Annotated in this window: 24 protein-coding genes and 1 pseudogene; all 25 read left to right on the top strand. The window is 47.9% G+C overall.

Going from position 1 to position 22,881, the window contains the following annotated elements; genetic code table 11:
• The first annotated feature begins 81 nt into the window (after positions 1-81).
• The 25 genes and pseudogenes from fni to trpA all read left to right on the top strand — a co-directional run bounded on the left by fni (position 82) and on the right by trpA (position 22,881).
• Positions 82-1,140, top strand: a complete 1,059-nt coding sequence (gene fni / locus ACFO4L_RS04850) for a type 2 isopentenyl-diphosphate Delta-isomerase (RefSeq protein ID WP_377908546.1) — start codon at positions 82-84, stop codon at positions 1,138-1,140.
• 91 nt (positions 1,141-1,231) lie between these two features.
• Complete coding sequence (der, locus tag ACFO4L_RS04845; protein WP_377908545.1) at positions 1,232-2,548, top strand: ribosome biogenesis GTPase Der; 1,317 nt, start codon at positions 1,232-1,234, stop codon at positions 2,546-2,548.
• Between the two features lie 97 nt (positions 2,549-2,645).
• Entirely contained in the window at positions 2,646-3,260 is a 615-nt protein-coding gene (gene plsY, locus ACFO4L_RS04840) for a glycerol-3-phosphate 1-O-acyltransferase PlsY (protein ID WP_377908544.1), read from the top strand.
• 12 nt (positions 3,261-3,272) lie between these two features.
• Positions 3,273-4,328 carry an NAD(P)H-dependent glycerol-3-phosphate dehydrogenase gene (locus ACFO4L_RS04835; protein WP_377908543.1) on the top strand — a complete coding sequence of 352 codons (1,056 nt, stop codon included), beginning with the start codon at positions 3,273-3,275 and terminating at the stop codon, positions 4,326-4,328.
• A 224-nt stretch (positions 4,329-4,552) separates the two neighbouring features.
• Positions 4,553-4,780, top strand: a complete 228-nt coding sequence (locus tag ACFO4L_RS04830; protein ID WP_377908542.1) for a DUF2768 domain-containing protein — start codon at positions 4,553-4,555, stop codon at positions 4,778-4,780.
• 25 nt (positions 4,781-4,805) lie between these two features.
• Positions 4,806-5,525: a hypothetical protein gene (locus ACFO4L_RS04825; RefSeq protein ID WP_377908541.1), complete on the top strand. Its 720-nt coding sequence runs from the start codon at positions 4,806-4,808 to the stop codon at positions 5,523-5,525.
• A gap of 226 nt (positions 5,526-5,751) precedes the next feature.
• The gene (locus ACFO4L_RS04820) at positions 5,752-6,024 is read left to right on the top strand and encodes an HU family DNA-binding protein (RefSeq protein WP_168007413.1); all 273 of its coding nucleotides are present in this window, start codon (positions 5,752-5,754) and stop codon (positions 6,022-6,024) included.
• A 246-nt stretch (positions 6,025-6,270) separates the two neighbouring features.
• Positions 6,271-6,837: a GTP cyclohydrolase I FolE gene (gene folE / locus ACFO4L_RS04815; RefSeq protein WP_377908539.1), complete on the top strand. Its 567-nt coding sequence runs from the start codon at positions 6,271-6,273 to the stop codon at positions 6,835-6,837.
• A gap of 27 nt (positions 6,838-6,864) precedes the next feature.
• The gene (gene mtrB, locus ACFO4L_RS04810) at positions 6,865-7,086 is read left to right on the top strand and encodes a trp RNA-binding attenuation protein MtrB (protein WP_377908538.1); all 222 of its coding nucleotides are present in this window, start codon (positions 6,865-6,867) and stop codon (positions 7,084-7,086) included.
• Between the two features lie 239 nt (positions 7,087-7,325).
• Positions 7,326-8,045 (top strand): heptaprenyl diphosphate synthase component 1, encoded by a 720-nt coding sequence (locus tag ACFO4L_RS04805; RefSeq protein WP_377908537.1) that lies wholly within the window; start codon positions 7,326-7,328, stop codon positions 8,043-8,045.
• 11 nt (positions 8,046-8,056) lie between these two features.
• Positions 8,057-8,782 carry a demethylmenaquinone methyltransferase gene (locus ACFO4L_RS04800; RefSeq protein ID WP_377908536.1) on the top strand — a complete coding sequence of 242 codons (726 nt, stop codon included), beginning with the start codon at positions 8,057-8,059 and terminating at the stop codon, positions 8,780-8,782.
• The gene (locus tag ACFO4L_RS04795; RefSeq protein ID WP_377908535.1) at positions 8,769-9,635 is read left to right on the top strand and encodes a UbiA-like polyprenyltransferase; all 867 of its coding nucleotides are present in this window, start codon (positions 8,769-8,771) and stop codon (positions 9,633-9,635) included. The genes ACFO4L_RS04800 and ACFO4L_RS04795 overlap by 14 nt, the downstream gene beginning before the upstream one ends.
• Before the next feature lie 26 nt (positions 9,636-9,661).
• Positions 9,662-10,516, top strand: coding sequence for a menaquinone biosynthetic enzyme MqnA/MqnD family protein (locus ACFO4L_RS04790; RefSeq protein ID WP_377908534.1), 855 nt, complete (start codon positions 9,662-9,664; stop codon positions 10,514-10,516).
• Positions 10,513-11,481 carry a polyprenyl synthetase family protein gene (locus ACFO4L_RS04785; RefSeq protein WP_377908533.1) on the top strand — a complete coding sequence of 323 codons (969 nt, stop codon included), beginning with the start codon at positions 10,513-10,515 and terminating at the stop codon, positions 11,479-11,481. The genes ACFO4L_RS04790 and ACFO4L_RS04785 overlap by 4 nt, the downstream gene beginning before the upstream one ends.
• A gap of 131 nt (positions 11,482-11,612) precedes the next feature.
• Positions 11,613-12,047 (top strand): nucleoside-diphosphate kinase, encoded by a 435-nt coding sequence (gene ndk / locus ACFO4L_RS04780; RefSeq protein ID WP_377908573.1) that lies wholly within the window; start codon positions 11,613-11,615, stop codon positions 12,045-12,047.
• A gap of 833 nt (positions 12,048-12,880) precedes the next feature.
• Positions 12,881-13,648 carry a CheR family methyltransferase gene (locus tag ACFO4L_RS04775; protein ID WP_377908532.1) on the top strand — a complete coding sequence of 256 codons (768 nt, stop codon included), beginning with the start codon at positions 12,881-12,883 and terminating at the stop codon, positions 13,646-13,648.
• A gap of 504 nt (positions 13,649-14,152) precedes the next feature.
• Positions 14,153-15,325, top strand: coding sequence for a chorismate synthase (gene aroC / locus ACFO4L_RS04770; RefSeq protein WP_377908530.1), 1,173 nt, complete (start codon positions 14,153-14,155; stop codon positions 15,323-15,325).
• Complete coding sequence (aroB, locus tag ACFO4L_RS04765; protein WP_377908529.1) at positions 15,326-16,408, top strand: 3-dehydroquinate synthase; 1,083 nt, start codon at positions 15,326-15,328, stop codon at positions 16,406-16,408.
• Positions 16,401-16,778: a chorismate mutase gene (gene aroH, locus ACFO4L_RS04760; protein WP_377908528.1), complete on the top strand. Its 378-nt coding sequence runs from the start codon at positions 16,401-16,403 to the stop codon at positions 16,776-16,778. The genes aroB and aroH overlap by 8 nt, the downstream gene beginning before the upstream one ends.
• Before the next feature lie 210 nt (positions 16,779-16,988).
• On the top strand, positions 16,989-18,509 hold the full coding sequence (gene trpE / locus ACFO4L_RS04755; RefSeq protein ID WP_377908527.1) for an anthranilate synthase component I: 1,521 nt from the start codon (positions 16,989-16,991) through the stop codon (positions 18,507-18,509).
• On the top strand, positions 18,487-19,491 hold the full coding sequence (trpD, locus tag ACFO4L_RS04750) for an anthranilate phosphoribosyltransferase (protein WP_377908526.1): 1,005 nt from the start codon (positions 18,487-18,489) through the stop codon (positions 19,489-19,491). Before trpE ends, trpD begins: the two co-directional genes overlap by 23 nt.
• On the top strand, positions 19,488-20,255 hold the full coding sequence (gene trpC, locus ACFO4L_RS04745; RefSeq protein ID WP_377908525.1) for an indole-3-glycerol phosphate synthase TrpC: 768 nt from the start codon (positions 19,488-19,490) through the stop codon (positions 20,253-20,255). The genes trpD and trpC overlap by 4 nt, the downstream gene beginning before the upstream one ends.
• A pseudogene (locus ACFO4L_RS04740) lies at positions 20,252-20,854 on the top strand (phosphoribosylanthranilate isomerase); the annotation flags it as partial. The gene trpC and the pseudogene ACFO4L_RS04740, both read left to right, overlap by 4 nt.
• A gap of 3 nt (positions 20,855-20,857) precedes the next feature.
• Complete coding sequence (gene trpB / locus ACFO4L_RS04735; protein WP_377908572.1) at positions 20,858-22,075, top strand: tryptophan synthase subunit beta; 1,218 nt, start codon at positions 20,858-20,860, stop codon at positions 22,073-22,075.
• Positions 22,072-22,881, top strand: a complete 810-nt coding sequence (gene trpA / locus ACFO4L_RS04730) for a tryptophan synthase subunit alpha (RefSeq protein WP_377908524.1) — start codon at positions 22,072-22,074, stop codon at positions 22,879-22,881. The genes trpB and trpA overlap by 4 nt, the downstream gene beginning before the upstream one ends.

The raw sequence follows: 22,881 nt of genomic DNA, 5'->3' as shown, positions 1-22,881 counted from the left end.
CCTTGTCAGGAGTGGACCATGAGGTCCAGAAAAGCGGAAATGTGCCTATTTACTGTCGAACTCGAGATAAAGGAGGCCGTTATGACACGTGAACAACGAAAGCTGGATCATATTAAACATGCGCTAACCACAGCAGAAACCTCAGGAAACGGCTTTGATGATATACAGTTCATTCACCAGAGCTTTCCTGAACTGGATGTAGATCAAACGGATTTAACGTCAGCCATCGGTCCGATTTCATCAGCTGCGCCTTTCATGGTCAACGCGATGACAGGCGGCGGCGGTGATAAAACAAAAGAAATAAATGGGGCTATCGCTGAATTGGCAGGCACATTAGGAATTCCCGCTGCATGCGGCTCGCAAATGGCTGCTGTCAAGGACCCTTCACAGCGTACTACGTTTTCCGTGATGCGGGACCGAAGTCCTCGGGGCACGCTGTTTGCAAACATCGGTGCCGAAGCGGACGTTGCTGATGCAGAGGCGGCAGTTGAAATGATTCAAGCAGACGCTTTGCAGGTTCATATTAATCCAATTCAGGAATTGGTGATGCCGGAGGGGGACCGCCACTTTACTGGCGTGTTAACGAAAATTGCGGCGATCAAGCAAGAGCTGGAGCTGCCTGTAATCGTAAAAGAAGTTGGATTTGGCATGTCTATGGAGGCAGCGGAACTTGCAGTCGAAGCAGGAGCAGACATCATTGATACCGGCGGCCGCGGCGGCACCAACTTTTCTGCGGTAGAGAACAGCCGGCGACAGCAGGCATTAACAATGTTTGACAGCTGGGGAATTCCTACTGCCGTTTCACTGATTGAAAGCCTGCATGCTGTTAACGTTCCAGTGATCGCTTCAGGCGGTATTCGTACGGTGGATGATGTGTTGAAATCACTTTCTTGCGGAGCTGCAGCGTGCGGAATGGCCGGCGCCGTTTTAAAAAGCCTTCAGGAAAAAGGTCTTGAAAAAACCGCTCAGGAAATGAACGATATGATAGAATATATAAGGCTCGGAATGACGGCACTTGGAAAGAGGCATGTACGAAATCTAACCCAGTCCCCGATTCTTATTTCCGGAAACACCGGACACTGGCTGGAAGAGCGGGGAATCAGCACATCAGCTTTTGCCAGACGCATGGCTGATAACTAGCATCAGCTCCTAAAACCTTGTCTAAAATGACGGGCCGTCTATGATATAATGATTCCAAAGCTAGGAACGGGATCAGAAAGCAGGGATAGAAGTGTCAAAACCAGTATTAGCAATCGTTGGAAGACCAAACGTTGGAAAATCTACTATTTTTAATAGATTAATAGGAGAACGTCTGGCAATTGTAGAAGATAAACCAGGAGTAACTCGTGATAGAATTTACAGCTCGGCTGACTGGCTCCATCACCAGTTCTTTATCATTGATACCGGTGGAATTGAAATCACGAACGAGCCACTCATGGAACAAATGCGCGCCCAGGCCGAACTGGCTATTGATGAAGCAGATGTGATCTGCTTTGTCGTAAATGGAAGAGACGGCATTACAGGTGCAGATGAAGAAGTAGCCCGGCTGCTGCAGCGCTCAAACAAGCCGGTCGTTATTGCCGTTAATAAGCTTGACGATCCTACTATGCATGATAAACTCTATGAGTTTTACAGCCTTGGCGTAGGAGATGTTTTTCCTGTATCTGGATCTCACGGTTTGGGTCTCGGTGATCTTCTGGATTCTGCAGCGTCCCATTTTCCGGCAGATGAAGGGGATGGCTACGAGGATGATACAATCCGGATGAGCTTGATCGGCCGTCCAAACGTTGGAAAATCGTCGCTCGTTAATGCTGTTCTCGGTGAGGAGCGTGTCCTAGTCAGCAATATTCCGGGAACAACACGGGATGCCATCGATACGCCTTTTACAAAGGATGATCGCGACTACGTTATTATCGATACAGCCGGCATGCGTAAAAAAGGCAAAGTGTACGAATCGACGGAAAAATACAGTGTGCTGCGCGCGCTGCGAGCTATTGAACGTTCAGACGTTGTATTAGTCGTATTGGACGGAGAAGAGGGCATTATTGAACAAGATAAAAAGATAGCCGGGTATGCGCATGAGGCAGGAAGAGCCATTGTGATCGTCGTTAATAAATGGGATGCCGTTAAGAAAGATGATAAAACCATGCAGCGTTTTGAAGATAAAATCCGGCAGGAGTTTCAATATTTGGACTATGCGCCAATCGTGTTTTTATCAGCGTTGACGAAGCAGAAGATTCAAAACCTTCTTCCGGTTGTAAATGAAGTTAGTGAAGCCCATAATCTGCGAATCAAAACAAACGTGCTTAATGATGTCATCGTCGATGCGGTTACATCTAATCCGACGCCTACCGACCACGGAGGCAAACGGCTGCGAATTAATTACGCGACCCAGGTTTCTGTTGCACCGCCGACGTTCGTGCTGTTTGTTAACGATCCGGAACTGCTGCATTTCTCCTACAAGCGGTATTTGGAAAACAACATCCGCAGAGCGTTTGGATTTGCGGGCACACCGATTCGTATCTTAGCGAGAAAGAAAAGTGACTAAACCATTCGTAGATTCGCTTCAGAAACAAAACGCCTGCAGGTAATCAGTCGCGCGCTGCTCGACTCTGGTCTGCCTGCAGTGGAAAGGAGGAATTTTGATGGCAATTGCAGCTGTCATCTTATCTTATTTGATCGGCGCTGTAAGCTTCAGCTATTTAATGGGGCAGCTTTTAAAGAAGCTGGATATCAGAGATCACGGAAGTGGAAACGCAGGAGCTACGAATACGCTGCGTGTCTTAGGCATTGGTCCCGCCATTGCTGTTCTGCTGCTGGATACAGCTAAAGGGATAGCTGCAGTATGGCTAGGCTTCAGCTGGAGCGGGGGAGATCCGCTTTTTACTGCCATGGCTGGTACTGCGGCTGTAATCGGTCATAATTGGCCGGTATACTTCGGTTTTCGAGGCGGTAAAGGTGTAGCAACGACGATAGGGGTCATGGCGGTGCTCGTCTTCTGGCCCGCGCTGATTGCCGGTACTGCAGCGATCATCTCCATAGCGGTGACAAGATACGTGTCGCTCGGCTCTCTCTTGTTCATGTCTGGAACGACGCTGCTCACGGCGGCACTGCTGCCAGTCTTTGACTATCCGCCAGTTTATTTGTACTTCCTTGCAGGTTTAACAGCTTTATCGATTTGGAGGCATCGAACGAATATAAAACGTTTGAAAGACGGAACAGAGAGCAGGCTCGGTCAAAAAGCAGAATCCAGTTCGTAAGGGGGCGCTTGTATGAAGAAAACAGCCGTTATTGGAGCAGGCAGCTGGGGGACAGCATTAGCTGGTGTTCTGGCTGATAATGGTCACGACGTGACGATTTGGGCACGGAAAACAGAAATTGCTGAAGAAATTAATACACATGCGACGAACAGCAAATATTTGCCAGACATCAGCTTGCCTGAGACCATTAAAGCAGTTACAGATATGAGAAGAGCTGTAGAACACGCAGATGCCGTCATTCTGGTCGTACCGACTAAAGCAATGCGTGCTGTCCTGCAGGATATTCGTCCGCATTTACAGGAAGAAGCATTGCTCGTCCATGCGAGCAAAGGAATTGAGCCTGAAACCCATCTTCGCGTTTCTGAAATTATCGCAGAAGAGCTTGATCGCACCGACGTCGTTTGTTTAAGCGGACCTTCTCATGCAGAGGAAGTTTGCAGAAGGCAGCCGACTACGGTTACGTGCAGCTCTATACATATGGAACTCGCAGAAGAAGCGCAGGATTTATTTATGAATCAGTTCTTCCGCGTGTATACAAACCCTGATCTGATTGGAGTTGAGATTGGCGGATCGCTTAAAAATATCATTGCAATCGGTTCCGGCATGACGAGCGGACTTGGTTTTGGTGATAACGCCCGTGCTGCTTTAATGACGAGAGGCCTCGCAGAAATTTCCCGGCTTGGTGTTAAGCTGGGAGGCAACCCGCTGACGTTCTCCGGACTTTCAGGTCTTGGCGATTTAATTGTTACCTGTACGTCTCATCACAGCCGCAACTGGCGGGCGGGGAACATGATTGGGAAAGGCAAAACTGCTGATGAGGTTGAGAGTGAGATGGGGATGGTCGTAGAAGGGATGCGAACCGCAAAAGCTGCTTATCAGCTCTCAAATAAGCTGGATATCGATATGCCGATCACGTCAGAGCTGTATGCAGTTTTGTTTGAAGAGAAGGATGTAAAAGAAGCGGTGGAAGCACTCATGGGCCGCGTGAAAAAGAAGGAAGTGGAAGGGATTATGAGCGGAACACTGCCGGAAGGCGGCAAAGACCCGCTCGATCACCTCGAGCCTTGATGGCCATAAAAAAAGCTTATCGGACTTATAGACAGCCTGGAGAAAGCATTGCTTTCTCCAGGCTGTCTTTTTGCAGAATTTCTTTAGGACGGCGAGCTGATTGCCTCATCTTAAAAAGCGTGCATGAGAAAATGTGACAATCTGCTGAACACGTGATTATCCCTGACCGCGAACCAGTTGCCTGCAAAGGCAGAGAGGGCAGTATTGTGCTATAATGATGCAGAATGGAACCAAGAGGGGGAATGAGAATGTTTGAGGATCCCTTAATGAAAATGTGGGTATCTTTTATTGCAATGGGACTTATGTTTGTTTCTGTAATCATTACTATTTTTACAAAAGAGAAGCTGAGGGGGGTCCTCCGGTATTCTTTGCTGACAATAAGCTTTATTTGCATTATCGTATCTGGTCTGATCGTTTTCTTAGTAACATTCAGCGGCCCCGTACCGGAATAATTTCTAGTTAAAGGCGGGAATGGTTATGAAAGCAGTTATTCTCCTGGCGGCACTGGCGCTGCTCACCGGCTGTCTGTATCCGCAGGATCAGCGTGATGCCCAGCACGGACCAAACGAGGAGCAGCTTGAAAGAGTGCAGACCGCTGTCGCGCAATTTCAGGAAAACACAGGTGTTCTGCCAATTGCAACGCGTGATGCGGACACACCTCAGTACAGAAGGTATCCGGTGCAATTTACGCAGTTAATCCCATCCTATTTGAGCGAACCGCCGGCTAATGCATTTGAAAATGGCGGAACGTATCAGTACGTCCTTACTAACGTTGAGGAGACACCGGAAGTGAAGCTGATCGACCTTCGCACCGTCCGTACGATTCAAGAGGTGGAAACACAGGTTTTCAGCTATCGAAGCTCCAATCAGTACGCGCCAGTTGATGAAATCGTCGGCAATGAGCTGATCAGGCTTGATTATGAAGCATTGGGCTATGAGGAAGAACCAACTGTAGCCAGTCCGTTCCATCCTGATCACCGGCTTCCTCTTCTGTATACGACACAAGGAGACGTCGTCATTGATTTTTCACTTGATATTCAGCACTATGCAGAGGAATATGGGCTGGAAGGGTATGAATATGGCGAAGACATGCGCGATTTACTGACAGATCATGCTCCGTTTGTACCTGCATACTCTGTACCGACCACACTAACCGAAGATGGCTCGATTGAATTTATCGATGGAGAGTTAAGCTGAAAGTGAGACCGGAAACCTTGCAGTATGAAGGGTTCCGGTCTTTTTGTCAAATATTTTACATATTTAGCAAAATAATAATAAAAAAAACAATGAAATACACGAAAGTTGTTGAATTCACAGGGTTTTTCGTTTAACATAAGCCTTGTTATCCCCTTCGCAATAAGGGTTAACACATGTTTTACGTTTTAAAGCAATGGTAAGTATACCTTACAGGGAGGTGAATACCATGAACAAAACAGAACTGATCAATGCGGTTGCTGAAAAAGCAGACCTTTCTAAAAAGGACGCTACTGGTGCTGTAGATGCCGTTTTCGACATCATCACTGGTGCACTGGAAAAGCAAGAGAAGGTACAGCTGATCGGATTTGGTAACTTCGAAGTGCGTGAGCGTGCTGCCCGTAAAGGCCGTAACCCTCAGACAGGCGAAGAGATTGAAATCCCGGCCAGCAACGTGCCTGCATTTAAGCCTGGTAAGGCGCTTAAAGATGCAGTCAAGTAATAGATTACATAAGCATAGTAACAGCCTTATGTAATGAGAGAATACCCGTCAGGCCCTGGGCTTAACGGGTATTCTTTTTTGTATCGGAACAGTTTTCTTGTAGGTAGAACGGCCCTGTGCTATTATCAACACATTCAGCTGCATATACACCTTGTATATGCAGGGTGTCCGTCGATCTATTCATCAAAGAAGCAGATGCAGGCTGGACACAGGGCTGATGACAACAGGAAATGGAGGCTGTTATAAATGAGCCAGGTAGATCATGCAAAAATTGAACAGGCAGTGACGTTAATACTTGAAGCCATCGGTGAAGACCCGGACAGAGAAGGTCTTGAAGATACTCCGAAACGCGTAGCAAGAATGTATGAAGAAGTTTTCCAGGGATTGCACCAGGATCCAAAAGAGCACTTCAAAACGGTATTTGGAGAAGATCATGAGGAGCTGGTCCTGGTAAAGGACATTCCATTTTATTCAATGTGCGAACATCATCTTGTTCCATTCTTCGGAAAAGCGCATATCGGCTATTTGCCCCAAGGCGGGCAGGTTACCGGTTTGAGCAAGCTTGCCCGTGCAGTTGAAGCTGTGACAAAGCGTCCGCAGCTGCAGGAACGGATTACATCAACAATAGCTGATTCCATGGTGGATACGCTGAATCCGCGCGGCGTCATTGTCATCGTTGAAGCAGAACATATGTGTATGACGATGCGCGGTGTGAAGAAGCCTGGTTCCATGACTGTTACTTCCGCAGTCCGGGGGGCATTCCGTGACGATGCGGCTGCTCGTTCTGAAGTGATGGCGCTGATCAAACAGTAAAACATCCACTGGGAAGGAGGCGGTTTCATGGCACAGTCGAATGATTATATTGTCATCAAAGCAGAAGAAAACGGGGTAAACGTGATTGGCCTCACCCGAGGTACGGATACCCGCTTTCATCATTCTGAGAAGCTTGATAAAGATGAGATGATGATTGCACAGTTTACAGAGCATACATCTGCGATTAAAATCAGAGGCCGGGCGAAGGTACAGACTGCACACGGCGAAATGACGAGCGGAGAAGACTGATCCTGCTTCTGAGCGGGCTGCTAGGCTGCAGGAATATGCGGTCTTGCAGCCTTTTCCCGTTTCAGTTACATCAGCTCGAAGGGTTCATTTAGTAGAACTTTATTCAAACGAACCTCAATTATTATTGCGGTAAAACTTATTGCTCATCCTTTCTCGTTTAGAAACGTATGTGCTATACTAGACTAGCAGATATGGAAGCGCCGTCTTCCAATCGGATGACGAATCTGGGGGCTCTGAGCATGACAGCAACGTATGATCACGTAAACAATTTACATAAACTCACTGAGGATTTTTACAGGGAAGCATCGTATTCCTATGTTCAGAAATTCCTTCCTGATGCTGTCATGAACGTGATGCAGGCCGAGCTGATATTGCTGCTGCTGGAAGATACAGCGCTTCATGCAGAGGAAAAGCACGCTGTAGCTCTTGCAGCTTCGCTGGTGCAGTCTGCGATGGATACGCATGACCGTATCGACAGCACACCTGTTCACTCGGAAAAACATCGCAAGGAACGTCAGCTTACAGTTTTATCAGGAGATTATTACAGCAGTCTGTATTATTCCATTCTGGCTGAACGCAAGCTGATTGCCTATATTAGTTTATTTTCAGGAGCGGTTCAAAAGATAAATGAGCATAAAATGGCGGCCCTCGAAGCAGAAGATGAGTGGAGCACCCTGTCTCTGCTCGCAGAAGCAGCATCGTGTATCCCTGCCGCAGCTGCAGCTCACATCGGACGCAGCGAGCTGATTCCTGCTTTTAAGCAGCTGTTTATCCTGCAGCTATTAAAAGAGGAGCATGCGGATAAGGAAATGTTTTTTTCCTGCAGACTCCCACGATCTGATCGGTCCGAGCTTGCGGGAAGGGCCTTTTTGCGATTGAAGGAGCTGCCTGCAGCTGATGGCCGGACGCAGACATTTCTGCGTCAGGAAGCGCGCAGGCTCATGATGATGCCTTATTAGGAGAGATTTGAATGACCCAGACAAAAGAAGAAAAGGTACATGACGTATTTCAATCTATTTCAGGCAATTACGATAAAATGAACGCGATTATTAGTTTTCAGCTGCACCGTGCATGGAGAAGAGATACTGGACGCAGGATGCAGGTTTTCAAAGGGGCGCATGCGCTTGATCTATGCTGCGGAACAGCAGACTGGACGATTCAGCTAGCAAAGGCTGCGGGTCCTGAAGGCTACGTCTGCGGTCTCGACTTTAGTGAGAATATGCTTGATATCGGCAGAAAGAAAACGGCTGCGATACCGGCTCTCGAACTTATTCAGGGGAATGCAATGGAACTGCCGTTTGATGATGAAGCATTTGATTTCGTCACTATCGGCTTCGGGCTGCGGAACGTTCCGGACTATGACACCGTTCTTGCAGAGATGTATCGGGTATTGAAGCCGGGCGGAACAGCCGTATGCTTAGAAACGTCCCAGCCGGAAAAACCGCTGATCAGCGGCGCCTACTGGCTTTATTTCTCTAAAGTGATGCCGGTTTTCGGTCGTTTGTTTGCCGGTAAGTACGATGAGTACTCCTGGCTTCAGGAATCGACTAAGCACTTCCCGTCGAAGCAGAAGCTGAAACAGATGTTCCGGAACGCTGGCTTTTCCAGTGTTGATGTACGGTCGTACTCAGGCGGCACAGCTGCCTCCCATTTCGCTTATAAGGCAGAAAGGGGAGCCGAACATGAAAAAGCTTAAAGTTATCTTGGAAATGATTAAATTTGAGCATACTATTTTTGCTCTTCCGTTTGCCTTTCTGGGGGCACTGCTCGGGAGCTATTATGTTTTAGGGCATTTCCCATCCTTTATTGACTGGGTGTGGATAACCCTCGCCATGGTTGGTGCCAGAAGTGCTGCTATGTCGTTAAACCGAGTAATCGATGCCTCGATCGATAAAGCCAACCCCCGTACAGCAGATCGAGCCATACCGGCCGGACTTATTTCAAAGGTGGAAACGTGGGTATTTATAGGAGTTTCTTTTTTTGTGTTGTTTTTTGCAGCATTCCAGCTGAATATGCTGGCTGTTTACCTGCTGCCGCTGGCAGTGTTTTTTCTTGTGTTTTATTCGTATACAAAGCGATTCACATGGCTTTGCCACGTGATCCTCGGTATAACTATTGCTCTGGCACCTTTAGGCGGATGGGTAGCAGCTACGGGCGTTCTATCGTGGGAGGCCGTGGTGCTGTTTGCAGCAGTCGCCTTCTGGACAGCTGGCTTCGATATCATTTATGCCACGCAGGATGCAGACTATGACCGGCATGCCGGCCTGCATTCCATTCCCAGCCGATTTGGCATTGCACGAGCGCTGATTTTTTCCCGCAGCTTTCACGTCATAAGCTTTACAGCACTGATCCTGCTTGCCTTCGTAACACCGTTAGGATGGATCTTTATCGTCGGAGCATTAGCAGCGGGCGGAGTCATGGTGTATGAGCATTCACTCGTATCAGCAGATGATCTCTCAAACGTAAATAAAGCATTTTTCACAATGAATGGGATCATCAGCCTGCTCATGCTTGTGTTTACGATTGGAGATCTGCTGATTCTTGCCTGACGACCCCTTGAAAGGATGACGGTAACATGTCTTTTACAATTGGTGAAATTACCTATACAAATATTCAGCCGATGTTTCATTTCTTGGATAGGGCTACGATGAGGCAGCAAGGATTCACGTTTCAAAAAGCGATCCCTGCCGAACTGAACAAACGAATGCGGAACGGCGTGGTTGATGCTGGCGGTATAAGCTCATTTGAATATGCTTCCAATCCAGGAGCATATTATATTTTACGAGATCTGTCTGTTTCATCCAAAGGCAGCGTACGATCTATTTTTCTGTTTTCGAAGCGTCCAATTGAAGAGCTCGACAATGCTTCTGTAGCACTGACCTCGAGTTCGGCTACCTCTGTACACCTGCTGAAGCTCTTACTGGAGAGGCGGGAAGGTGTTCAGCCTGTTTATACAGTAGAAGAACCTGATTACAAACAGATGCTCGCTCGTCATGATGCATGTCTGCTGATCGGTGATGATGCCATAAAAGCGGCAGAATCCGCGGAAGCCAGCTATCAGTATGACCTTGGCCGTCTTTGGTTTGAATGGACAGGTCTTCCAATGACGTATGCGCTGCTCGCGGTGCGGAGAGAAAAAGCGGATCAGGATCCGGAGCGAACAGGAAAACTGCATCGGCAGCTGATAGACAGTCTGCATCTATGTCAAACGACTGGCTTTGAAGCTTTAACCGAAAAATCTGCTGCTGAGCACGGGCTTACTAGATCGTTTTGGGAATCCTATTTTCAAAACCTGCGCTACGAACTAAATGAAGAGGAATTTGCGGGTCTCAGTCTTTTCTGCCGAATGCTTTATGAAGAGCAGTATATCCCGGAAAAGCCGACAATTGAAGTCTGGGCATCTGACAGATACAGGATGGGTTTACGATGAAGCTAGCAGAATTATACAGACACGTTAAACCAGAGGCTGCCAAGCTGGAAAAGGAAATTGAAGCCGCTATAACGTCCGATCATGACGTATTGGAACAGACGTCCGCACACATCCTGCAGGCAGGCGGAAAGCGAATCAGGCCTGTTTTTGTGCTTCTCAGTGCCAAGTGCAGTTCGTACGAGTTTGATGAGATTAAAAAAGTAGCAGTGCCGCTTGAATTGATACACATGGCTTCTCTCGTGCACGATGATGTCATTGACGATGCTGACACACGACGGGGCCGGGAAACCATTAAATCACGATGGGACAACCGGACGGCGATGTATACTGGCGATTTTTTATTTGCCAAAGCCATTCAAAAAGCAGCGGAGAGTAAATTCCTGGACGTTCATCCGATCTTGTCCCGGGCGATGAGAGAAATGTGTATTGGCGAGATCGAACAGCTGCAGGATCAGTATCATGCAGATCAGTCGCTTAAGGATTACCTGCGCCGCATTCGCCGAAAGACAGCACTCCTGATTTCAGTCAGCTGTGAGCTGGGAGCCGTCGTCAGCGGAGCGGATGATGACCTGCGGAGAGCACTAAAATGGTATGGCTATTATGCAGGCATGGCTTTCCAGGTAACAGACGATATTTTAGATTTTACTGGAAGTGAAAAGGAGCTCGGAAAACCTGCCGGCAGTGACTTAATCCAAGGGAATATTACGATTCCTGCGCTTTACGCCATGGAGGAGGATGCCGAGCTTAACCGGATGATCCGTGACTATACGAACGATCCGGAACGAGTGCACCTGCCGATGGACGATGTTATCAGACGCCTTCGGCAAACAAATGCCATCTTCAAGTCGCGTCAGCTGGCAGACGCCTATGTGAATAAAGCAGTCATGATGCTGAAACCTTTCGCAAGTGCGGATACGGATTCCTTGATCCGGATTGCACATTTTATCGGCGGGCGTCGGTTTTAACTGGATCAGCGCCGGACAGAATATCCCCTGTCCGGCTGCATAGTTTATTTTATTGAAAGCGTTGTCATGTGTCGGGGTTTTTGTTATAGTAGGATAGAATTACATATTATGTATGCAGGAGATGATCAATGATGGAACAAACATTTGTTATGGTGAAGCCGGATGGCGTTCGCCGCGGTCTCGCAAGTACAATTATGAACCGTTTTGAACAGAAGGGCTACGTTCTCCGGGGAGCAAAGCTGATGACCATGTCACGCGATCTCGCTGAAACGCATTATGGGGAGCATAAAGAGCGTCCGTTTTTCGGCGAACTCGTATCATTTATAACGTCGGGTCCTGTGTTTGCTATGGTGCTGGAGGGAGAAGGAGTTATCGCTGAAGCCCGAAAAATGATTGGTGCAACAGATCCATTGGAAGCTGCACCTGGTACGATTCGAGGGGATTATGCGACAAAAAAATCTGAGAATATTATTCACGGATCAGATTCTCCGGAAAGCGCAGAGCGGGAAATTGCGTTATTTTTCTCAGCAGACGAGCTTGTAGAAGCTCCACAGACTATTTCCTAATTCATTATTAAAAAGAAGCGGTCTGTTTCGCAGCGCTCAGAGTGTTAATATCGTCATTTTAAGGGAGTCACCTTGCATCTGCTTGTATCTGCCGACACTCGCTTTTAGGGGGAACGGGGCTCGGCTTTCCCTCCTGCTGTCCGGCGGATCTTCGCCTCTTTTTGAGACGAGGTCTTCCGAATTCGGAACCTGACAGTGCGATTTAAGTGCCTGATGATACGAGTCAAGATCTGGTTCAAGACGGATGAAACCTGCCTTATCCGACATTTCGATGACCAAAAGGGATGCCACTTCGCTTCATTGCCCTTGCAAGCAGAAGCGCACTCCTCTCTGCTTGTCGTGATGTTTTACTCCAAAGTGCGGACCCGGACCGGCGCTTGAAGGCTTCTTTTGAGAAGCCTGTGTCCAAGTAAAGCCGCGCCCTCCTCCCGTGCCTTTCTTCCCTTCATACGAGAGGATGCCGGAGAAATAGCAGATGAGAAGCCCGCGGCATCTAGATAAATAGAGAGGAAATACGACTAAACAGGCAAGTTGATGAATGTTCTCAACTGCCTGCGCGCTGATAACGCTTCTTCGTTATCAGCGTTTTTTTATTGGAGCAAGTGGTTGGACCTGCCTCAAAAAAATTAGAATCTAATAAACGTGTACGCAATCGAAGGTTTGAGACTGTAGTTATCTGTAAATGAATTCCATATCAACATCTGTTTCAGTGAGGATAGAAGACGGGTTATTTATTAATAGCCGGACTGTGGGATAATAAAAGCAGCAGAATCTGCCGATAGTAAAGACAGAGCTGTACTTAAATGTGTCATGAGAGAAGAGGGATAGATAGCATGAGCGCAGACTATATTGCATTTACGGAAGCTGTTTACAAAAAAACCGGAATTGATTTGACGCTTTATAAAGAGTCACAAATGAAACGGCGTCTTACGTCATTACGGGACAAGCGGGGATTCATCAGCTTTAGTGACTATTACAAAGCCCTCCGAAGTGACGAACAGCTTTTCAAGGAATTTTTAGAGCGTATGACAATTAATGTGTCCGAGTTCTTTCGAAACCGAAGCAGATGGGACATTTTAGAAACGCGCATCCTCCCCGAATTGGTAAAGCAAAGAGGAAGCTTAAAAATGTGGAGTGCTGCCTGCTCAACAGGAGAGGAGCCTTATTCGTTATCAATCTTACTTCATTTGCTGGAGCTCAAGGGGAGTATTTTAGCGACAGACCTGGACGAATCGATTTTAAACAGGGCGCGCGCAGGTCTTTACATGGAAAAATCCTTGAAGGAAGTCCCGCCAGCCCAGCGGGATCAATTCTTTACTAAGGACCTGGCCGGCTGGAAGATCTCAGAACGTATAAAAAAGCCGGTAACCTTTAAAAAACACAACTTGCTTCAAGATACGTATCCTGCGGGACTCGATTTAATAGTCTGCCGAAACGTCATGATCTATTTTACCGAAGAAGCAAAAATAGACATTTATAACCGCTTTTCGGATTCATTAAGGACTGGGGGCATTCTGTTTGTCGGAAGCACCGAACAAATATTCAATCCTGCAAAGTTTGGTCTGGAATCAGCAGATACATTTTTTTATCGAAAAAGCTGATAGATACGGCTTTTGATTCCTCATCGACTCTTACGCTTTTTAATAACAATATGGATTCCCAAGCGAAAACACTATCTTGAAATGAATAGTTGCTATTGTTAACAGAGTTTCGTCCGGTATCTGCTTCCACTTAGGACAATCGTTTTTTCGCTGATGATAATTGTGGTGGAGGGAGGTTAGCATGTCTCCTATAAGGCTGCATTTGCAGGCAGAGAGCGTCTGTTAAGATTCACTATATTTCCGGCAGCTTGAAACCCTCCTGTTCAGGACGGTTTCTTCTTTTATTAATTCATCTGATAAAGGAGATTTATAAGCATTTGCGTAGAATAAACGGCTTTAAAAACGTTACAATAGCACGAGCAGGAAGCAATCTGAAAGGTAAAATCAGAATGTTTTCAGAAAAAATCGTGTAATCCTCTTGAAATTGCATGCAAAATCAGCAAGAATAGACACTAAGGCAATTTAACGCATAAAAGCGATAAAGAAAACGGAAGGTGATCATGGATGAGATTTTTAACAGCAGGCGAATCACACGGACCACAACTAACAGCGATTGTAGAAGGAGTACCTTCCCAGCTTCCTCTTCAGGCTGAAGATATTAATAAACATTTGGCACGTCGTCAAAAAGGGTATGGACGAGGCCGCAGAATGCAAATTGAAAAAGATCAGGTCCAGATTTTAAGCGGAGTCCGACACGGAAAAACAACAGGCGCTCCGATCACGCTCGTTGTCGAAAATAAGGATTGGACGCACTGGACGAAAATAATGGGTGCTGAACCGATTTCAGAGCAAGAAGAACAAGAAGTAAAGCGTAAAATTACGAGACCCCGCCCAGGCCATGCTGATTTGAATGGCGCGATAAAGTACCGGCACCGCGACATGCGGAATGTACTGGAGCGTTCCAGTGCAAGAGAAACAACTGTCAGAGTTGCTGTTGGTGCGCTGGCGCAGGTTATTTTAGAACAATTTAATATCCGGCTTGCAGGCCACGTATTGGAAATAGGAGATGTGAAAGCAGAACAGCTTCCCTTTGAGAGTGTAGATGCACTGCAAGAAGTGACGGAAGCTTCTGAAGTTCGCTGCATGGATGGGGAAGCTGCCGAAAAAATGAAAGCGGCTATTGATGATGCAAAACAAAACGGTGACTCTATCGGCGGTATTGTAGAAGTAATCGCTGAGAATGTTCCGATCGGACTTGGCAGCTATGTTCACTACGATCGTAAGCTGGACGGGAAAATTGCTCAGTCCGTATTAAGCATCAACGCCTTTAAAGGTGTTGAAATCGGCTTAGGCTTTGAGGCTGCCAGAATGAAAGGCAGCGAGGTTCATGATGAAATTACGTATTCTGAGGAAGGCGGATTTCAGCGGAGAACGAACCGCCTTGGCGGTTTTGAAGGCGGTATGACAAACGGGATGCCGGTTGTTGTGCATGGTGCAATGAAGCCAATTCCTACCCTGTATAAGCCTCTTCAAAGTGTCGATATTGATTCAAAAGAACCGTTTACAGCATCGATTGAACGTTCGGACAGCTGCGCGGTGCCGGCAGCAGCGGTAGTAGCAGAAGCAGCAGTCGCCTGGGAACTTGCAGATGCGTTTCTAGATAAATTTGGAGCGGATACGATGGATGATATTCGTCATTCCTACGAACATTACTTGAAAGAAGCGAGGGAATTTTAAATGTCCAAAAGGCTTGACATCAACAACAGCGGAGGAACGTATCCCGTTTTAATTGAACACGGTCTGCGCTTTCGCATAGAAGAGGAGATTCGGCGCGTCTGCCCGGATGCTACGACGATCTTCTTGCTTGCTGATGAAAAAGCTGCAGCTCATCATCTGGATGATGTAATGTCCTCTTTTTCTGCAGCGCCGCATGTCATCCTTATTCCGCAGGGCGAATCCTCGAAATCGTTTGATGAATTAGAGCGGGTTTTAACAGAGCTGCTGGAACATGGAGCTGACCGAAAAAGTGTTGTTGCAGCTCTCGGAGGAGGCGTCACAGGAGATTTGGCCGGTTTTGCAGCTGCTGTACTTTTAAGAGGCGTTTCCTTCGTACAGATTCCGACGACTTTGCTTGCTCATGACAGCAGTGTTGGCGGGAAAACCGGAATTAATCATCAAGCCGGTAAAAACCTGATTGGTTCTTTTTATGCGCCGAATGCTGTGTTATATGATCCGGCGATGCTTGCGACTTTGCCTGAGCGTGAGTGGCGCTCAGGGTTTGCTGAGGTGATCAAGCATAGTCTGATCAGCCGCGCCGGCCTGTTAGAGTGGTTATACGCCCACGTACAAGATCCGAGCGACTTGCAAGAGGATGCGCTTGAGGAACTGCTTTACCGATCGATTCAAGTTAAGGCTGATATAGTGCAGGAAGATGAGTTTGAAGCCGGAGTAAGAGCCTATTTAAACTTTGGGCACACGCTGGGACATGCCGTTGAGGCTGAGGCCGGATACGGGGGATGGACTCACGGAGAGGCTGTCGCGCTTGGAATGCTCGCTGCCATGCACCTCAGCCGCATGAAGCTGGAGGCGGACGTTCCGCTCGAAAAAGTCGAGCAGCTGCTTAAGAGCCACGGATTTCAAACTTCCCTGCCCCGCTCTTTCAACCATGAGAAGCTGCTTAAACGTATGATGCATGATAAAAAAACAGAGGGCGGCAACCTTCGCTTCGTACTGTTAAAAGAGCTTGGCGAGCCTGAACTTGTTCCGGTGGATCCGGAGATGGTGGAGCGGGCAATGAAAGAGGTGACAGCTGATGATTAGAGGTATCAGGGGAGCAGCAACGATTAATGAGAATACGGAGTCAGAGATATTGCTTCATACTGAACGGTTAATGAAGGAAATCGAATCCCGCAATGCGCTTGATCCGGAACAAATCGCACACGTGATCGTCACGGTTACAGAAGATATTAATGCTACCTTTCCAGCGAGAGCATTGAGAGATATTGAAGGCTACCAGTTCGTTCCGGTGATGTGCTCGAGGGAAATTCCTGTACCGGGATCGATGCCGCTTTGCATCAGACTGATGGTCACAGCTGAAACAGATTTGGAGCAAAAGGATATTCAGCACGTCTATCTTGGAAGGGCAGCATCACTGAGGCCGGACCTTTCCTTGACAAACAATGAAGGATAACGTAGGATAGCGCTAATAGAGATGAGCGGTCCCGCACGCGAAGGGACTGAAGCAGAGCCGGAGCAGAGTCCGAAGAGTATAGCTGAGATAAGTTTAGTTCCGAACGTTTGAATAACCTCCTATTCCATATCCCTGGAGAGATACGATCATAAGGGGATATGTTCTTCATGCTACTCTCCGGCTTCATCTGACTTAAGATGAGGTGATTTTGTGTTCAATTTTAACCGCGAATCGTTTCTGGACAAAGCCTCCAGAAATCGAACGATCCCCCTGACTGCAACGATTACAGCAGATACGAAAACACCAGTACAGCTTTTCCATCAGTTTAATGACAGCGCCGCTTTCCTGTTGGAAAGCCGTGATCCGCTTTCACCCTGGTCCAGCTATTCGTTTATTGGATTGGACCCATTCTGTTATCTGGAGGATGAAGGAGAAGTGTTCGTCCGTCTTGATCGAAACAGACGGAAAATTTGGAAAGAAGAGACGCTTCATAATGCGTGGGAGCGAGTATTTTCAGAGCTGGATCCATCACCGGATCTACCGGATCTTCCCTTTCCAGGTGGAGCTGTCGGGTATCTTTCATTTGAGGGGTTCCGAAACTATGAACCTGGGATAAACAAAATGGATGCTGAAGGGCACGACGTGCAATTCATGTTTTGTGAGACGATATTAGCGTATCACCATAAAGAGGAAACACTCACCGTCATTCATTTCACAGATGTCTCAGACTCCTCTGGAGCTGCTTATGAGGAAGCGGTTCAGCGAATGAAGCAGGTTATTTCAAACGTGGGCAGCTCATCCGCAGAGCTTCCGCTGCTGCCTGTTGAAGAGGAAGTGACAGGGGATTTATTTGACGGCGTCGCCTCCAATTATACGAAGCAGGAATATAAGGCAGATGTGAACAGGATTAAAGACTATATTGCAGCTGGAGATGTATTTCAAACCGTCCTCTCGCAGCGGTTTGAAATGCCGGTCCAGTCAGATGGACTATCTCTTTACCGGGTACTTCGCAAAGTAAACCCAAGTCCCTACCTGTATTACATCCGGTTTCACGATCAAGAAGTAATCGGAAGCTCGCCGGAGCGGCTTGTGAAAGCAGACAGGAACAGAGAGCTGGAAATCCATCCGATTGCAGGCACCCGTAAACGAGGAAAAAACGCAGTTGAAGACCGTGAGCTTGAAGCAGACCTTCTTGCAGATGAGAAAGAGCGTGCAGAGCATCTGATGCTGGTTGATCTTGCCCGGAATGATATCGGCAGAGTAAGTGATTATGGGAGCGTAAAGGTACACGATATGATGAACATCTCTTATTTCTCTCACGTGATGCATATGACGACGAGAGTCACCGGTACACGAAAAGACACTGTTCATCCGTTTGAAGCGCTTCTTGCTACACATCCTGCGGGGACCGTTTCAGGTGCTCCGAAAGTCCGAGCGGTGGAAATTATTCAAGAACTGGAAAAGCAGCGCCGTGGCGTGTATGCAGGCGCAGTCGCTTACTATGGATTTAACAAAGCAATCGATTCGTGTATTGCTATTCGAACGATGATTTTGAAAAAGGGAACCGTGTACGTGCAGGCCGGAGCCGGCATTGTTCAGGATTCTGTGCCGGAGAGCGAGTGGGAAGAGACACGCAGCAAGGCCAGCGCGCTGCTGTATGCCGTGAAGCTTGCAGAGCAGAGAAAGCAGAAAGAGGAGGTCATGAATCATGACGTTCAGCAGAGTCATTAGAGGAGACACGTTGAGCAGAGATGAGGCGAGACATACGGCCCTTCAAATGATGGAAGGCAAGCTGTCACCGGAAGTTACTGCCGGGCTGCTTTCCATAATGGCATATCGGGGAGAAACGGTAGCTGAAATTACAGGATTTGCAGAGGCAATGATTGAAAAATCACAGAAAGTAACAGCAGAATTTGATGTAATTGATACGTGCGGTACTGGAGGAGACGGGAGTGGAACGTATAACGTTTCTACTGCTTCTGCACTGCTTGTCAGTTCCCTCGGGGTGAAAGTCGCGAAGCATGGCAATCGCAGCGTTTCATCTAAATCAGGAAGCGCGGACGTACTCGAAATATTAGGTGTTCCGGTCGAGGGTAATCCGGAGGAATGCCTGCAGCGTTTATCTGAAAACGGATTAAGCTTCTTTTTTGCTCCGCACTACCATTCGGCAATGAAGCACGTTGCACCGGTTCGTCAGGCGCTTGGTCAACGAACTATATTCAATGTGCTTGGACCATTAACAAACCCGGCTGGGGCCCGTGTGCGGGTAATTGGCGCATACAGTCTGGAGGCTGCAAAAAAGATGGCTGAAGCAGCAATGCAGCTTCCTATTGACCGTGCCCTTTTTGTGCATGCAAGAGATGGGTTGGACGAATTTTCGGCAGCGGCGCCTACTGATGTTATTGAACTCCGAAACGGGAAGCTGACCGAATATGTATATACACCGGAAGATGCCGGACTGCGTACACGTCCCTTAGAAGGAGCTCTTGTTCGCGACGCGCGCGAAAGCGGGGCTTTAATTGAAGCATTGCTTCAAAACGAAGGGCCTGAGGATGCCAAGGTTCTTCTCTTATTGAACGCAGGCGCAGCACTTTACGCTGCTGGACAAACTGTGACGATAAAAGAAGGCGTACAGCAGGCCGAAACTGCATTACATCATGCAGCTTTCGAGCAGTTGGAACAGCTGCGCAGGAAAGGAGCGGGGACGGTATGACAATTTTAGATACGATCGTTGCAAAAAAACACGAGGAAGTAAAAGCAACTGTGCTGCCCGACAGGCAGATTGAAGGATCTAAACGGTCCATGTCCCAATCGCTCGTTTCAGGCAGCCTGCCTCTCGGGGTTATTGCTGAAGTGAAAAAAGCCTCACCTTCCAAAGGATTGATCGCTGAACATTTTGATCCCGAAGGTACTGCACGTGATTACGAAGCAGCAGGAGCCAGGGCAGTTTCGGTGTTGACAGACCGGGACTTCTTTCAAGGTGCTAACCAGTACCTTACCAGCATTCGCAGCCAAACGTCCCTGCCGGTGTTGCGAAAAGATTTTATTATTGATCATTTGCAAATAGAAGAAGCAGATTTAATTGGAGCAGATGCCATTCTGCTCATTGCTGCCTGCCTGACAGAAAAGGAGCTGCAGGAGTTCTCCCTGCACGCCCGGGAACGTAAGATGGAGTCTTTAATAGAGGTTCATGACGAAGCGGAACTCGAAAAAGTGCTGCGCGCCTGCCATCCTGATATGATAGGAGTAAATAATCGTGATTTACGTACGTTCCATACAGATTTAGGCGTTTCTGAACGCCTGCAGCCGATGATTCCTGAAGGAACCATGTTTATCAGCGAGAGCGGCATTCATACAGCTGCCGATGTGAAGCGGCTTTATGAAGCTGGTGCTGACGGTCTGCTTATTGGCGAAAGCTTGATGAAGAGCAAGGACCGGTCCGCCTTTCTTGAAAACTTGTTCGGTGACCTGCGATGATGTTGAAGTTTTGCGGTACCCGTAATATGCAGGATTATGAGAAGGCCGTTTCCGCAGGACCGGATTTCGTCGGCTTTATTTTCGCCGACAGTCCGCGCATCGTAGATCCCGAAGCTGTAGCCCGATGGATCGCTGCCCTGCCTGGAGCGGCACCAAAGCCTGTCGGAGTATTCGTTAATGAAACGCTTGAAAACTGTGCGAAAACCGCTGAGACAGCCGGTCTTTCCGTTATTCAGCTGCACGGTTCTGAATCGGTTGATGAGGCGGCCCGATTAAAAGAGAAAACCGGCTGTAAAATTTGGAAAACCATTCACCACGCCGCAGACGGATTGATAAAAATGAAGCAGTACAAAGGTGTTGCCGATGGATATGTCATTGATACGAAAGCGTCTGGAGCATGGGGCGGCACGGGGATCCAGTTTGATTGGAATGCTGTTCCCGCCTACGTGGAAGAGGCGGAAGCTCAAGGAGTTCCGGCATTTATTGCTGGAGGCGTTACTCCGGAAAATGCTGCAGAACTGGCTGCCTTCAGACCTCATGGAATCGACGTCTCCTCTGGAATAGAAACGAATGCACAGAATGATGAAAGGAAGATGATCAGCATGGTTCGAACTGTAAAAAATCAGTATCAGGCACCAGATGAGCTGGGCCGTTTTGGAGATTATGGCGGCCGGTATGTACCCGAAACGCTGATGTTTGCTTTAGAGCAGCTGGAAGAAGCTTTTCGGAAGACGGCAGTAGACGAAGGCTTTTTGCAAGAGCTTCATCAAGAGCTGCATTCGTATTCCGGCAGACCTACCGGAATGACATACGCTGCCCGTCTCTCTGAAAGCTACGGTGGAGCAGATATATACCTGAAACGGGAAGACCTTAATCATACAGGTGCTCACAAAATTAATAATGCCATTGCACAAGCCCTTCTTGCTAAACGCATGGGGAAGACACAGATCATCGCCGAGACAGGCGCCGGCCAGCATGGGGTAGCTTCCGCTACCGCCGCGGCAAGGTTTGGACTCACATGTAAAGTATTTATGGGGAGAGAAGACATTAAGCGTCAGGAGCTGAATGTGTTTCGAATGAAGCTTCTTGGGGCGGAAGTGATCGAAGTGACGTCCGGCGGCATGACCTTGAAAGATGCTACGAACGAAGCCATTAAGCACTGGGTCGCCCACGTAGAGGATACATTTTATTTAATTGGAAGTGCTGTCGGACCACACCCTTATCCAGAGATGGTACGTCATTTTCAAAGTGTTATCGGTGAGGAAAGCCGCAGTCAAATGATCGAGAATACCGGCAAGCTTCCAGATCATGTAGTGGCATGTGTCGGCGGGGGGAGCAATGCGATGGGAATGTTTTATCCCTTCATCAATGACGCGGATGTTCATCTTACCGGAGTTGAAGCTGCCGGCCGGGGAGTTGATACCGAACAGCATGCGGCTACGCTTGCACGCGGACGAAAAGGCGTGCTGCACGGCTCAATGTCCTATCTGCTTCAGGACGAGCATGGAAACATTACCGAGCCATATTCCATTTCCGCGGGTCTGGATTATCCCGGAATCGGTCCGGAGCACGCACATTTAAAAGACACAGGTAGAGTCAGCTATGTGCCTGCAACAGACGACGAAGCGATGGAAGCACTAAAAGATCTGTGTGAGCTTGAAGGTATTCTTCCAGCGATTGAAACTGCTCATGCACTAGCTTATGTTAAAAAACTGGCTCCGAAAATGGAGAAGGGGGAGACGATTCTCGTTTGTCTTTCCGGGCGTGGAGATAAAGACGTAAATACGATCAGACAAGCATTCGAGGAGGACCCGTCATGAACAGATTAAAACAGGATGCATTTTTACATGCGGAAAAACGATTTGTTCCGTATATCATGAGCGGACACCCGAATTACGAATCGTCTGTAGAAATTGCGCTGATGCTGGAGCGGGCAGGTGCAGCGGCTCTTGAATGGGGAGTACCGTTCAGCGACCCGCTCGCAGATGGCCCTGTCATCCAATCCGCAGGAGACTACGCCCGTGCCAGAGGAGCCAGTCTGCATAAAGCACTTGAAGGGGCGAAGGAAGCAAGAGCGCGAGGGCTTTCCATACCAATGATTTTATTTACGTATATTAACCCTGTTCTTTCAGCCGGAGCTGATGAGGTGCTGGATCGCATGCAGGATGCTGGAATGGACGGCATCTTGATCCCGGATCTTCCATTTGAAGAGAGCGGTCCGCTGCGCGAAGCAGCAAAGGCACGAGGAATTTCCCTAATCAGCTTAGTAGCGCCAAGTTCGAGAACAAGAATGAAAAAAATCAGCCGGGAAGGAGACGGGTTCATTTATTACGTGACGTCTCTCGGTGTGACGGGTACGAGAGAAAATTTCTCAGAAAACCTTCAGAAATCGATCGAAGAGGTTAGAGAAGCTGCAGACGTACCAGTTTTAGCCGGATTTGGCATTTCCAAGCCGGAGCATGTTTCCTTTTTCCACTCCATTGCAGATGGTGTAATCGTCGGCAGTGCGCTCGTCCGCTGTATCAGTGAAAGAGCTGAAAGGCTGGAGGATCAGTCTACTCGGGAGGCAGCGCTCAACGAAATAGAAGCATTTATTGACGATCTGACGTCAAAGCAGAAGGGATGA

This window comes from Bacillus daqingensis (assembly GCF_042654445.1).
Taxonomy (GTDB): domain Bacteria; phylum Bacillota; class Bacilli; order Bacillales; family Salisediminibacteriaceae; genus Alkalicoccus; species Alkalicoccus luteus.
This window is presented reverse-complemented; position numbering and strand designations above follow the sequence as displayed.